A 13,263-nucleotide genomic window follows, 5' to 3' on the forward strand; every position below is an offset into this window, starting at 1 on the left:
CGTAGATCACCCAGGTTTGGCGGGAAGGCTCAAATCAAGAGCCAGGTTCGGCGGGAAGGGTCAGGTTCGGCGCAAGCGCTCACACCTGAGCGCACGCGGGTCGCGAAACCCCTACAACTGCGAGCCACAACACCAAGTGGGCGCAAGAAACTCAGGGAGGCCCTGCCAACTGGGAGCGAAAAGCGCGAGTGGGAGCAAGACCGAGGGCAAGTCTCAACAAATGGGAGCGAAAACGCCAAGTGGGAGCCCGTCGGGGCTCCCACTCACGCTTTTCGCTCGTTGTTGTGCACGCGACTGCGCTCAACCCGCCGGCGCATCCCCGGGCAGCGCCTCGGTGTGCGCGATCTGCACGATGCGGCGGCCATCGGCGCGCGAGACGAGCTGCGCGCGACCTGCTGGCCCAAACTGCATCTTCACGCGCGACACGATCGCACCCTCTTCCGGGTCACCGGGCAAGAGCAGCGCGGGCGCGCCCACATCCGCGAGCCCTCGAATGAGTGGATCGTAAAGAGCACGCCCCGCGCCACCCGAGCGTCGCGCCACGATCACATGCAGACCGAGATCGCGCCACTGCGGTAGCAGCTCAACGATCGGCGCGAGCGGATTGCCCTTCGAGGTGTGCACGAGGTCGTAGTCATCGACCACGATGTAGAACTCCGGCCCCTGCCACCACGAACGATCGCGCAGTTGCTGCGGCGTCACTTCGGGGCCCGGAATGCGCTGCAAGAGCAGTCCCGCAATCTCCTTCATCGCGGCAGTCGCCACTTCGTGCGTCGTGTAGTACCCGGCGAGATGCACATCCGGCACCTCTTGCAACATCGAGCGACGGAAGTCGACGAGGAAGAACTGCGCCTCGCGCGGCTGCTTCGTGCGCATCACCTCGTCGATGATGACGCGCAGCGTGTTCGTCTTGCCCTTCTGCGTGTCGCCAAACACATACATATGTCCGTCGGCGGCGAGGTCGAACGGCACGGGCGCGAGCCGCGCCTCGTCGATCCCCAAAAGCGGCACCGGCGCCGCCGGGGCGAGGGCGCGCACCTCGGCAAGCGGCAGCATCTCGGGCAACAGCCGCAACTTCGGCCCCGACTCCCCCGACCACGCGCCCGCAATCGACTGCCACGCGTGCGCGACACCAGCCGCGACCGTGGTCGCATCCCCCGAGCCGTCAATGCGCGGCAACCCCACCAGCATCTGATGTTCGGATGCGGCAATACCGTGACCGGGCTTCCCTTCGGGCACCCGCGCGGCCGCCTTGCCGTTGATCGCCGAGTCGCGGTGCTCGCCCAGTCGCAGCTCGACAATCGTGCCGAACGCACCCTGCATCGCCTGGCGCAGATCAGCCTGCCGGTTCGACGACACGAGCAGGTGCACACCGACCGCGAGCGCGCGCCCGGTGAGATCCATAATGGTGCGGTCGAGGTCGACGATGTCGGCCTTCATGTTCTGCCAGCCGTCAATGACGAGGAACACCTCGCCGTAGCCATCGTCGAAGCGTCCCTCAACGCGCCCCTGGCGATAGGTCACCATCGAATCAATGCCGTTCGCCCGGAAGTACGCTTCGCGTTGCTGCATGATGCCGGTGATCTCGGCGATCATGCGCGCCACCTTGTCGGGCCGGTCGCGTCCGGCCACACCGGCGATATGCGCGCCGCCTTCGAACCCGGCAAAGGTGCCACCACCAAAGTCGAGGATGTAGAACTGCGCCTCGCGAGGGGTGTTCACGAGTGCGAGCGCGAGCACGAGCGTGCGCAGCGCCGTCGACTTGCCCGTCTGCGAAGCACCGTAGATCGCGACGTGGCCGCCGCCACCAGACAGGTCGATCACGTGGTGCTCACGCCGTTGCTCGCGCGGCAGGTCTTTCACACCTATCGGCACAGCCAGGCGCCCGGCTGCGCGGCCCGAAGGCGAGTGCAGTCCGTGCTCACGAGAAATCGTGAGGTCGCCGTAGAGCTCATCAAGCGTCGACGGCACCTCGAGCGGATCAAGCCACACCTGGTGCGCCCGCGGCTCGAGCGGCAAGAGCTTCGTGACCATGATGTCGGCGACGGTCATTCCATCCCACCGCTCATCGCCAGCCTTCACCACCGGCGAATCGTCAACGACCGGCTCGTCAATCGCCACCGGCTCACGACTCAGCACTGGCCGCGCCGAGAAGGGCAGGATGCGGGCAGCGACCGGTTTCGCGCCGGGTGCGGTCGCGGCCGCAGTCGACCGTCGCGGTTTCGGCGGGGCCGCCACGTAGGATGCACGGAATTGCGTCATCTCGTCGCCCGCGGTCTTGAGGAAGCCGACTCCGGGCACGGCCGGTAGATGGAATGCATCCGGAGTACCGAGCACCGCGCGCGAGTCTTGCTGCGAGAAGGTGCGCAGACCCACGCGGTACGACAGGTGCGACTCAAGCCCGCGCAACTTCGACTCTTCGAGCTTCTGCGTTGACAGCAGCAGGTGAATCTCGAGCGAGCGGCCAAGACGACCGATCGCAACAAAGGTGTCGATGAAGCCGGGCTTCGCGGTGAGCAGCTCTGAGAACTCGTCAATGATGACGAATAGTGCTGGCATTGGCGGGGAGTTGTGGGCGCCCGCGCGCCGGGCCGCCTCGTAGTCACCGACGTTGGCGAAGTTACCGGCGGCGCGCAAGAGCTCTTGACGGCGCACCATTTCACCGTGCAGGGCCTCTTCCATGCGGTCGACGAGCTGCAGCTCATTCTCGAGGTTCGTGATCGTCGCCGACACATGCGGGAGCTCCGACATGCCCGCGAACGTCGCGCCACCCTTAAAGTCAACAAGCACGAAGTTGAGTTGCTCGGGTGAGTGGGTCGCGGCCATCGCGAGCACCATCGTGCGCAGCACCTCAGACTTACCCGATCCGGTCGCGCCGATGAGCAGGCCGTGCGGGCCCATACCCTGCTGCGCGTTCTCTTTAATGTCGAGGTTGACCGGCACACCCTCGGGGCTGACGCCAAAGGGAACGTTGAGGCGCGCACGCCCCTCGCGTCGGGTGATGTCGACGCGCGGGTCAAAGTCGCGCGCATCACCAAGGCCGAGCAACTCGAGGAGGTCAGAGGTGCGGGTCGGGTCAGAGCCCCCGCGTCGAGGCCGTTCCACCTCAGCTACGCCGCCCTCATCCACACCGTGACGTGCGAGCCTGCGCGCAGTCGCCAGCGCCAGTTCGCGTGACATGCCGGCAGCCGTCACCACCGTGGCGCCATCTGACAGCGTCGCGATCTCGAGCTGCGAGGTCCCATCCGAGCGCGGTGTGAGCGCCAGCCGCAGCGTCGAGTACGACTCGAGGCGGCCCCACTCCTCGAGCAACTCCACCACGCACACGCCCTCGACCGCGAACTTCGCGCGCTCCGCCGGGCTCAGCGGCACCCCATCCACGATCAACAGCAATTGCGGCAACGCCGCACCGGCGCTGCGGGCTCGGAAAGCCGGGCGTCCGAGCATCCCCGCGGGCAAGAGCCCCGTGACCTCAGCGACGGTGCCGCCAATCATGCGCATCGGTCCGATCGCATCGCGTTCGGTCGAGCGGGCATGCGGCAGCCACTTCACCCAGTCCCACTCATCGGCGATATCGTCAGTGCGCACGATCGCGACATTGAATTCATCTGGGTTGACGAGCGTTGCGAGCGTCATCACCATGCCGCGGGCAAGTTCACGCCCCGCCTCGCGATTGCCGGTGATTTCGATGTTCGCGTAGTCGCCGATGCTGATGCCGACCGGTAGATCATCGACCATGCGATAGGTCGACACAAAGCGAGTCACCGCCGAGAGGCATACCGGGTCGGAATCGGCGAGCGGCGCGAGCTCGGGCTCTTGCAGATCGAGCACGAGCGGCTGATCCGACACCCCGATCTTCGTGCTGAACGAAAGTGGATTGCCACCATCCCGTTCCCACAATCGCTCCCCCTGCTGCACGAGCATCGGCAGTGCTTCGGCCATCGGCAGCTGCCAATTCGCCACCGCGCGCTGATCCTGCTCGCCGCGGCGAACGTCTTCGCGCAGGCCAGCCAAGTAGGCCAAATATTCGCGTCGCTGCGTATTCACTTTCTGCCGGTGCTGCGAGATCTGGCGATAGGTCGTGAAACCGACCATCGAAATCATCGCGACGACCATGAATCCAGCGAGCAAGAGCATCCTGGGATTCGAGGTGTTCGACATCGCCATGAAGATCATGATGCCCATCGAGCCGAACATGGGCACGATCATCATGATGATGTTCGCGGGCCCCTGGCTTTCGACGACATCGGGCGGCGGTTGAATCGCGATCGTGCCTCGGGGCAGTTTTGGCGCGTCGACGTGGCCAGATCGCGGAGTCGGCACGGCTAATCTCCCCCGTGGATGTTGCAAGCGCCGCACTCGGCAGCCGCTTCGGCAGGTCAGAATGTCCGGCCTAGACTATCGCTTGACATGACCGCCGAACCGGGAGGTGCCGGGATGCCGACGACGCATACCGTGGCGACGGTGGTGCGCGGCGATGAGCGCTTCGATGTCGCGGTGCCGCTGGGCACGACGGTTTCCGGCGTCGTGTCGGCGTTTGGCACGAGCATCGACCGGGTGCCGGTGACCGATGAGCTCGGTCGACACCTGGATGCACGAGAAGCGTTCGGCAAGTCACTCGGCCCGGGTGCCGTGGTCGTCATCGGCGCGAGCGCGAACGAAGAAGCCCGCGCCGCCACACAGATTCGCGCTGAGCGCGCCGCCTTCCCTACTGCCGCGGTGACGGCGCTCGGCGTGCTCGTGGCGCTGAGCCCGATCGTGGCACTTCTGCCCGCGTTTGGTCTGTGGGTGCGGATGCTCCTCGCCGTCATACTCGCGGCGGCAGCGGTGCGGTTGCTCGCGCCACCCGCGAATCGTCCGCGCTGGCAGCTCCTGCTCGCGCCCGCAGTTGCCGCGGCGGCCGTAGCGGCGGTGGTGCCGCATCCTGACCTCATTGCACCGTGGTCATATGCGCTCGTGTTCACATGGTCGGGCCTCGCCGTCGCAATGTTGGCCCGCGTGCTCGTGCGCGACGAATTCGTTGAGGTGGCGGCAATTGCGTGGTTGCTCCCCGCCCTCACCATCTCGATCGTGAGTTTCTCCCGCCTCGCTCCTGAGATTGCTGCGCCGCTCGTGCTCACTGCGTCGATTGCGTTGCTTGGATTCGCGCCGACGAACGCCGTGCGCGTGCCCGAGTCGCAGCTACTCCACCTGCCGATGGTGCTCAATACGGCGCTGTCAGTGCACACGCCCGAGGTCACCGAACCGGCGCCGGTCACTCCGCGGCGCGTGCGCCACACCATGCGCCTCGGGGTCGCCCTGCACTCGTCGTTCATTGCGCTTGCCTGCCTGGGTGTGCTCACGAGCGCGGGTGCAGTGTCGGGGATGCTCGCCGCGGGAACGCTCGAAAGCTGGGGTGCGCTTGCCCTCCTTGGCCTTGCGGTATTGCAGTTCTCGTTACAGCCGCGCGGGGCCCACTCATCGTTCGCGCGTTGGGCGCCGCGCATGGTCGTGGTCGTGCTCATCGCGGTACTCGCGCTGGCCGCCCCGTTCGGCGCGACCTGGTGGTGGTTCGCGGCCATTGTGGCCGGTGCCGCGACGCTCATTGGGTTCGGCGTTTGGGCGCAACGCACGATGTATGCGCCGTTGCTCACCCGCTTGGCCGATGTCGCTGAGCGAATCTCGCTCGCGCTCGCGCTGCCGGCGTTGCTCGTTGCGGCAGGCTTTTTTAGCGCTGTGCGCTCGTGGTCGTAGGTGCTCGTGATCGCAATGGAGGGGTGCAGGTGAGTTTTCAACAGGATGCAGCGGGCGCGGCGAAAGCGCGTCGGCACACCTCTGTGGGTGGTCTCGCCATTGACTTCGTGGTCACCGCCGCGATCGTGACATTGACCTGGTGGCTGAGCAACTCGTGGTTGCTCGCAGGGATTGTCGGCGCCCAGTATGTGATCGTGGCGCTGTTCGTGTGGCGTATCACCGGCGGCACCCCGGGGTCGCTCCTCATCCATCGACCGTCGAGCGAGGCCGCTCGAGTTGCCCACGAGGCAACCGCTACGCCGGATGCACTTGGTCAGGCCGTGCAGGATCGGGCGTTTGCGTCTGCTGCGGCGCCGCAAGCCGCAGCGCAGTGGGTACCGCCTCAGGCGCCGCAGTCAGCGCCGCTTCCGCCCCAGCCTTCGCCGCAGCCTTCGCCGCAGCCTTCGCCGCAAATGCCACTCGTGGCGCGGAATAGTCAGCCGACCCCGATGGTGGCACCAATTCCAATTCCTATGCCTGCACCTGCGCCTGCACCTGCACCTGCACCTGCACCTGCACCTGCACCTGCACCGATACTCCCGACGACCCTGGTACTTTCGACCGGCGAGGTGGTTCCGCTCAAAGGCGCCGCTCTCATCGTTGGCCGCAATCCTCGCGCCGATGACGGCGAGATTGCCGTGGTGCTCGATGACCCGATGAAGTCAATTTCGCGCTCACACTTCCGCATCACTGCGACCGAGGCCAGCGTGCAGGTCGTCGATTTGGGTTCCGCCAACGGCACGAGGTTGCGGCGGGCAGGGCAAGACCTAGCGCTCACGGCGCAACAAGCGGTGCAGTTGGCGCCTGGCGACAGCATCCTGCTCGGGCGCTTCGAGCTTCGGCTTAACTAGACCGCCGTAGCCGCGGGAAAACAAGGGCGCCGGGATGCAGTGCATCCCGGCGCCCTGAAGCTTGGTGATGTTAGCCGCCGAAGCGGTTTGCGCCCGAGCGGTCGGTCGAGCTGAAGTCCTGTGCGCTGTCACCGAGGAGGCCCTGGATCTGGACGAGCACGTTGTTCATGTCGCGCAGTGCCGAATCCCAGTTGCTCTTCGAGGTGTGGTAGGCCGACGATGCTTCACCGGTCCACTGCTCAACCAGCGGACGGAGGTCGTTTTCCATGTTGTCCATGGTCGTGGAGATCTTGTTCGAACCGGACGAAATGTTGTTGCGTGCGGCTGCGACAACGCCGTAATCAACGCGAATGTCAGTCATGATGTGTTCTCGTTATCCTTCTTGGCGATGTGGCTTAGTACGTGAAGTTCACGTTCGAGGTCTCGATGTTGAGCGATGCTGCGCGCTCTTCATCGGTGGCGTCGAATGCCTGCTGGGTGCCGCGCAGGTCGTCTTCGAAGTTGTCGAGGGCGCTGATGAGGCGGTCGGCGTCCTGGTTCCACTGGAGCATGAGCTCTTGGAACTTGATGGCCATGCGGCCGTCCATGCCGCTGCGCGGAATCGACTCGATGTCGTTGCGGAGCGTGTCAATGTGGCTGGTCAGATCGCTGCGGGAGTCGCGAACAATATCGGCACCGCGGAGAATGGCACCATCTTCGGCATTTACGGCCATGAGTCACCTCGTCTAGTTGGTCACGTTTGTGAGCTTGTCGGTCGGTTCATTGGTGAGTATATGGAGCGGAATCGACGGTATGCGTCGAACCAGAGAATGGCATCCGTGACGGATCTTGAGCCGTGTCATCCCCAAGTTGTATGCGTAGCGTGACTACGCGGGAGCGGATTTGGGGTTGCTGCCTGAGACGATCAACGGGCTCTACCTACTACGCGGCCCTCGACCGAGAGCCGCAAACCGCATAGAAGCGGCACATGACCCGGGACGGTTCACCCTGCCCGGTCAGCGATGGCGAGTGCGCCTGCGTGGTCGCCTCAGTCGAGTTCCTCAGCGCCGCATCTGAACGCGCCGCATCCAAATGGCGGCAATTGGCACCAGCCGCCGACCCATCCAGAGGGTGCTGCGGTGGTGCGTGTGACTGAGGTCGTTCGGCTTTAGGAGCGGTAGTCATCCTTTGGGATGACGAGCGTGTGTTTGAATATTGGCCCTCACCCTCGCGAACGATAATCCCGTGCAAGCCGTCCGTTTCGGGTGCTGGCTGGTTACCGTTGGTAAATATTCGGAGCAAGCGGGAGGTGGCGTGGTGGCTGATTTGGATCTCACGGAGGGTGAGTTCATTACGCTTGCCGGGCATCTTGATGACATCGCGGCAGACGCATCGAGTGCTGATGGTGTCGAGGAGGTGCTGGCGACGGCGTCGGCCGCAATGCCGGGCACCTCGATCGCGACGAGCATGTCGACTGCCGGGAGTGGCCTCGATTTGCGGGTGAGTGGTTTGGCGCGTCGCCTCGCTGAGTTTTCGCTCGAAGCGGTGGTTGCCGAACAAGCGCTCCATGAGCGGGATGTGGCTGGCGCGAACGCCTTCAGTTTGGGTGCTCATGGTGGATGGGTGGTGTGACGGATGGTTGCGTGGGCGGACATTCTGGAATGGCGAAGCGAGTTGTTGGAGGCACCGATTCAGTCGGCGCATGACCGGCGACTGATTCTCGAGCGCGTTGCGGATGAGCTTGCAACTGAGGTGCGTGTGTTGCAGGCGCAGGGGTTGACTGCGGATGCGGTGCGCGCGTCGTTGAGTGATGAGTCTCGGGTTGCTGATGACTTGGTGGCGCAGTTCTCTGAGCTCATGTTGGCTTCGGCCGAGGCGAAGGATGGTGTGTGGGATGTCGAGACCCGCGTGCACGAGTGCGTGACCTTCGCTGAGATCGAAGGGATTATCATTAGCAGCACTGGTTCATTGTCAATGGCCGCTTGGAAGAGTCAGGAAATCTTTGATGACAGCATGACCGACGGTGCTGGGCAGGTGGCGACAGACTACGAAATTGCTCGCTTGGCACTTGTTGACGCGATTCAGGTTGCACTCGACAAAGCGAGACTCATTGCAGATGAATATGGCGCTCGTTTGGGGGCGTTGGATCGGCTCGCTGGTAGTGAGGGGGCGGATGCATTCTCACAAGGCCTTCCGGATCGGCCTGACCCTGACTGGTCGGCGACGGAAGTCGCAGCATGGTGGCGGGCACTTTCACGTGATGAGAAGGACCAGATCATTCAGTTCGACCCGGATGCCGTTGCAAACCTCGATGGCATCGATGCGGCCTCAAGGGATGCGGCCAACCGGAATCGCCTCGATGCCCTGATTGAAGATGCTCAAGCCGAGGTAGACGCGGCTCTTGTCGCGCATGATGCTCATCTCGCGAATTCCGACACTTGGGACGAGCGGGTGAGCGGGCAAGAGCTTCTGGAGAGGTACGAGTTGGCTCTCTTGCGGCTGCGAGATCTCGAACAGGTCAACGAGACGCTCAAGAACTGGCCCGAGGCACAACTCCTATTGCTCGATACAACATCGGGTGAGCATACTCGGGCGGCGATCGGTCTCGGCGACGTTGACCGGGCAACAAGTGTCGCAACTTTTGTTCCTGGAATGAACACCACGGTTCGAGACAGCCTCGGTGGATATGTTGACTTTGCGGACAGTGTTCGTGACATCTCAATTCGCGCAGGAAACGTGAGATCAAGCGATGTCGCAACGGTCGTCTGGATGGGCTATGACGCACCCAACATTACCGAAGTTGCCTCGACTGCATCGGCAGTTGAAGGGGCAGATCTGCTCAACGGCTTTGTGGAAGGAATGCAGGCGTCGCGGACGACTGGGCTCCGTACAGGCGATCCATATCAAACTGTCTTTGCCCATTCTTATGGATCGACAACTTCGGGCATGATGGCAGCGGAGGTGAATATCGGAGTAGTGGACAACATAGTCATGTTCGGTTCGCCCGGTTCGGGCGTCCAGGACGTCCGCGAATTCAATCTGGACTCCGGCGGTGCCTATGTTTCCGGAGTTGATTCACGCGACAGCGTTCAAGGAATGGGGCCCGATCATACTTTTGGGGTAAATCCCATGAAGCTTCATGGTGTTGAACACTTGTCCAATGAGACCTACGCGGGAGAAAACACATCGGCCGATCTGCTCTTCGGAAATCACTCGTCATACATAGATGTGAATGGCCAAGATGGAGCTAGTGGATTTGCTCTCGACCTTGCCGACGTAATTATTGGAGGCAAGTGATGCGAAATAGGAACCTAGTAGCATGGCTGTGCGTGATGTTGCTTTGTTTGACGGGATGTAGTTCTTTTGGGGGTGGAAATGTGTTTGAAGAATTTAGACTCGATGGGGATGCGCCAATTTCACAGCGGGAGACGTTGGATTCTTACGCTGAACGGGTTTTGCCGGTGATTGACGACTTTCAGCGGTCCGTCTCGGCGGCGGGTGCCGGGGAGCTTCGAGTCGGTGAGCGCGAGGTGCCGAGGTTTCCCGCGACAATGTGCGGGGACGATGGCTATTTGATTCGTGCACGCGCAGCCTTGGGTGAACTCGTGCCGTTGGAGACGTTGATTTCACTTGGCAATGAACGGTTTTTGCCGCTGGGGTTTTCTGGGCCGCGTGTCACCGAACGAGAGAATGGCAAGACTGACCTGTATTGGTTTGACAAAGAGAACGGCGGAGCTGTTTCCGTGATTCACGCACCCGGGAGTCATATCGGAATTGGCAGTGAATCGGGTTGTCGAATTCTCAATGCGGATGTGAATGATTTTAGAGCTGAGCTTGCGGCAAACTATCCATATGAACCTGGTTTTACTCGGCCGAATTAATCTGGATAACGGGCTCTTCGGACTTCAGGTGGGGGTGGTGGGGTCGAGGCCGCCGGCGACCAGGAGCATTCTGAGTCGGTAGTTGTCGTAGTTGGTGAAGCCGCGGGCGACGCGTCGGGCCAGCTCGATGAGTCCGTTCACGGCCTCGGTGCCGCCGTTGGATGACCGCTCGGTGGTCCAGTAGGCCAGGAACGCATCGCGCCACTGGGTGGGGGTGCGACCGAGTCTGGCGATCTCGGGGATCGGGCAGGACGGGAACGAGTCGAGGACGTGCTCGGCGATCGTGCGTCCGGCGGCGAGGTCAGCGTGCTGGTAGGCGGCGCGGAGTTGCTGCGCGGCCTGCCAGGCGACTTCGACCTCGACGTGTTCTTCTCTGACCGCGAACGCGGCGGCGAGTCGCTGGGTCTGCCGGTCGGTGAGGTGCTCCCTCCCGGCGCGGAGGATGTTGCGGATCCCGTAGAGCGGGTCGCCCTTGCGCCCGCGATGCTGGAGAGTGTTCTGTTGAACACGGCGGCGGACCTCGTCCACGGCCTGCGTGCCGAGCTTGACGACGTGGAACGCGTCCAGCACCGCGGTGGCGTCGTCGAGCTCGTCATCGAGGGCCTTCTTGTATCCGGCGAACGGGTCCAGCGTCGCGATCTGCACCTGATTTCGGAACGCTCCGCCACGCTGTTGCAGCCAGTCTGCGTAGGCCTTCGCCGACCGTCCCGGCACGAGATCCAGGAGCCTGGCTCGCACGCGCCCGCTCGCATCGCGGGTCAGATCGACCATGCCGGTCAGTTCCTTCGGGCCGCGTCCGCCGTCTTCGACGGGCCGGGTGGAGACATGATGCCAGAGGTGCTCGTCGACCCCGAGCGTCGTGACTCCTTGGAAACGGGACTCATCGGCCGCGCGACGCTCCAGCACCGGCTTGACGTGCCGCCACACCGTCTTCCACGACACCCCGAGTTGGCGGGCGATGCCCTGCACCGAGGCGTTCTCCCGCCGCATCTGCCCGACCGCCCACGAGATGGCCCGTGCCGTGAGCTGCGCCCTCGGGGCGGCGACCGCCGCGTCCTGCTCGGTGAACGACTTCTGCTCGCACATGGCGTCGGCGCACCGGAACCGGCGCTTGCGCCACCGGATACATACCGGGCTCGCCCCCATCGGCGCGTCGACCAACGTGAGCTGCTTGCGCCCTCTCGACTCGGCCACCTGCCCACACCTCGGACACCCGGCAGGGCCCGGCGGCGACTCGACGTCTATGACGAGCGCACCCTCGTCACGCCGCTCCACAGCGGTGACGCGAAGCCCACCAAGGCCGACGAGCACGTCGCAACGATCACAGTAGACAGCAGAAGATGGGCACGCTGCCGCGCACCCCGTAGGGTCGGACACGGGTCGAGGACTCCCGAAGAACGGTTGGCTTGGTCGCTACCGATCCTCGGGGCCTCGACCCGCCTCACACCATCACGACACGAACCGGCGCGTCGCCCAAACCCCACCTGAAGTCAGAAGAGCCCATTTGCGGTTGCGATCTGCTGAGGTGATCGGATCGGACGCGTGCTCCGCAATCGCGATCGTCAGACCGGCGCCATCAATGCCGTGCGCATGCAACTGGTCATAGCCGTACTCACCGATATACCAACCAACCGGATCACCAGCCACCAACAACGACAAACCAACGATTGAAATCGTCGAACGAACGGCTTTCGGCAAGCCAACGCTCGCCGCCGTCGCAAACGCACCATGACTATGCCTGCGGGCCTTGAGGCGGACCAGACTGCGGCCCCGGACCAGGATGCTGCGGCGGCCACGGCCCCGAACCTGGCGGCACCGGACCCGCACCAGCATGCGGCGGAACCTGCGGCTGCGGCGTTGGTTGTTGCGGATACGGATACTGCTGGAACCCATCCGGCTGCGGAGGCACCCCACCCGGATGTGGATAGCCATGCGGAACCGGCGACCCCGGCGGGACCGGCGGACCACCAGTCGCCACTACCTTCGACCGGCCACGACGCCGCGCCACCACCACCAGCGCAACCACCACACCAACCAACACCACCGGCACACCAGCCAGCCCCACCAAAATCAACCCAGCCGGCACATCCGCGGCAGCAGCATCAGTCGACGGCAACGGCGACACACCCGCACTCGGGCCAGGCGAAACACCCGCCGTCTCCCAATAATCCGCATTCGGCGCCGACCCAACCAGATCTTCCATCCCCGGCGGCAACCACAAAATCGATGCGGGATTCATACCGGCGTGCTGTTCATAATGCGGAGAATTACTCAGCTGCTCGTTCGACGCAAAACCATCAAGCAGTGCCCTAACTCCACCCCAATCCGGATTACTACGATTCTGCGTAAACGCTGGCTCATCCGGATACTGCGACGGATCCACCGCGACCAGCGCCAACGGATCAATGATCCCAAGACCAGTCACCTCATTGTGCGCAAGCCCGGGATTCCCACCACGCGTGTTATGCACCATCGATTGCGTCAATTGATGCGTCGTCGCTTCCGGCCACGCCTGCATCCCCAACGCCAACGTCCCGGCCGCAATCGGCGACGCGTAGCTCGTTCCGTACCGCAGCTCAATCGCACCAGTATCTGGATTCCGCACCGGAATCTGATCACCCGCAGCAGCCACCGACACCTGAGGACCACGCGCGGCCCAATCCGTTGTCGCACCGCCCGGACCAACCGCCGTCACAATACCAACTCCCATAGGGACGCCATCACCAGCGCCGACCACGCCTTCGGGCCTTGACCCCTGATCTTGGACACGCTGATTCCAG

Annotated in this window: 11 protein-coding genes; 5 read left to right on the forward strand and 6 right to left on the reverse strand. The window is 63.5% G+C overall.

What is annotated here, in order from left to right:
* Positions 1–300: 300 nt before the first annotated feature.
* Positions 301–4,323 carry a type VII secretion protein EccCa gene (gene eccCa / locus EG850_RS12980; protein ID WP_124974164.1) on the reverse strand — a complete coding sequence of 1,341 codons (4,023 nt, stop codon included), beginning with the start codon at positions 4,321–4,323 and terminating at the stop codon, positions 301–303.
* Between the two features lie 87 nt (positions 4,324–4,410).
* Between eccCa and EG850_RS12985 the strand changes: the two genes are divergently transcribed.
* Both EG850_RS12985 and EG850_RS13715 read left to right on the forward strand, forming a co-directional pair.
* Positions 4,411–5,733, forward strand: coding sequence for a hypothetical protein (locus EG850_RS12985; RefSeq protein ID WP_124974167.1), 1,323 nt, complete (start codon positions 4,411–4,413; stop codon positions 5,731–5,733).
* Between the two features lie 29 nt (positions 5,734–5,762).
* Positions 5,763–6,623 (forward strand): FHA domain-containing protein, encoded by an 861-nt coding sequence (locus tag EG850_RS13715; RefSeq protein ID WP_124974170.1) that lies wholly within the window; start codon positions 5,763–5,765, stop codon positions 6,621–6,623.
* Between the two features lie 70 nt (positions 6,624–6,693).
* On the opposite strand, the gene EG850_RS12995 is transcribed toward EG850_RS13715, so the two are convergent.
* Both EG850_RS12995 and EG850_RS13000 read right to left on the reverse strand, forming a co-directional pair.
* A complete protein-coding gene (locus tag EG850_RS12995; protein WP_124974173.1) occupies positions 6,694–6,984 on the reverse strand; it encodes a WXG100 family type VII secretion target in 291 nt (96 codons plus the stop codon).
* A gap of 34 nt (positions 6,985–7,018) precedes the next feature.
* Positions 7,019–7,336, reverse strand: coding sequence for a WXG100 family type VII secretion target (locus EG850_RS13000; protein ID WP_124974176.1), 318 nt, complete (start codon positions 7,334–7,336; stop codon positions 7,019–7,021).
* A 583-nt stretch (positions 7,337–7,919) separates the two neighbouring features.
* On the opposite strand from EG850_RS13000, the gene EG850_RS13005 reads away from it, so the two are divergent.
* The 3 genes from EG850_RS13005 to EG850_RS13015 all read left to right on the forward strand — a co-directional run bounded on the left by EG850_RS13005 (position 7,920) and on the right by EG850_RS13015 (position 10,483).
* Positions 7,920–8,234, forward strand: coding sequence for a hypothetical protein (locus EG850_RS13005; RefSeq protein ID WP_124974179.1), 315 nt, complete (start codon positions 7,920–7,922; stop codon positions 8,232–8,234).
* 3 nt (positions 8,235–8,237) lie between these two features.
* On the forward strand, positions 8,238–9,899 hold the full coding sequence (locus EG850_RS13010; RefSeq protein ID WP_124974182.1) for an alpha/beta hydrolase: 1,662 nt from the start codon (positions 8,238–8,240) through the stop codon (positions 9,897–9,899).
* An 80-nt stretch (positions 9,900–9,979) separates the two neighbouring features.
* A complete protein-coding gene (locus tag EG850_RS13015) occupies positions 9,980–10,483 on the forward strand; it encodes a DUF4853 domain-containing protein (protein WP_185715084.1) in 504 nt (167 codons plus the stop codon).
* Positions 10,484–10,507: 24 nt separating this feature from the next.
* Here EG850_RS13015 and EG850_RS13020 read toward each other — a convergent pair whose 3' ends face one another.
* The 3 genes from EG850_RS13020 to EG850_RS13030 form a co-directional block, all read right to left on the reverse strand.
* Positions 10,508–11,860, reverse strand: a complete 1,353-nt coding sequence (locus EG850_RS13020; RefSeq protein WP_214609565.1) for an ISL3 family transposase — start codon at positions 11,858–11,860, stop codon at positions 10,508–10,510.
* A gap of 72 nt (positions 11,861–11,932) precedes the next feature.
* Entirely contained in the window at positions 11,933–12,181 is a 249-nt protein-coding gene (locus EG850_RS13025) for a hypothetical protein (RefSeq protein WP_124974192.1), read from the reverse strand.
* Between the two features lie 34 nt (positions 12,182–12,215).
* Positions 12,216–13,263, reverse strand: a 1,048-nt coding sequence (locus EG850_RS13030) for a S8/S53 family peptidase (RefSeq protein WP_214609566.1), incomplete at its 5' end; no start/stop codon positions are given.

Source organism: Gulosibacter macacae, from assembly GCF_003865375.1.
Lineage (GTDB): Bacteria > Actinomycetota > Actinomycetes > Actinomycetales > Microbacteriaceae > Gulosibacter > Gulosibacter macacae.

Bases quoted from the DNA above. Each gene is read 5' to 3' on its own strand.
- EG850_RS12985 (WP_124974167.1), top strand. From the start codon at position 4,411: ATGACCGCCGAACCGGGAGGTGCCGGGATGCCGACGACGCATACCGTG.
- EG850_RS13000 (WP_124974176.1), bottom strand. From the start codon at position 7,336: ATGGCCGTAAATGCCGAAGATGGTGCCATTCTCCGCGGTGCCGATATT.
- EG850_RS12995 (WP_124974173.1), bottom strand. From the start codon at position 6,984: ATGACTGACATTCGCGTTGATTACGGCGTTGTCGCAGCCGCACGCAAC.
- EG850_RS13010 (WP_124974182.1), top strand. From the start codon at position 8,238: ATGGTTGCGTGGGCGGACATTCTGGAATGGCGAAGCGAGTTGTTGGAG.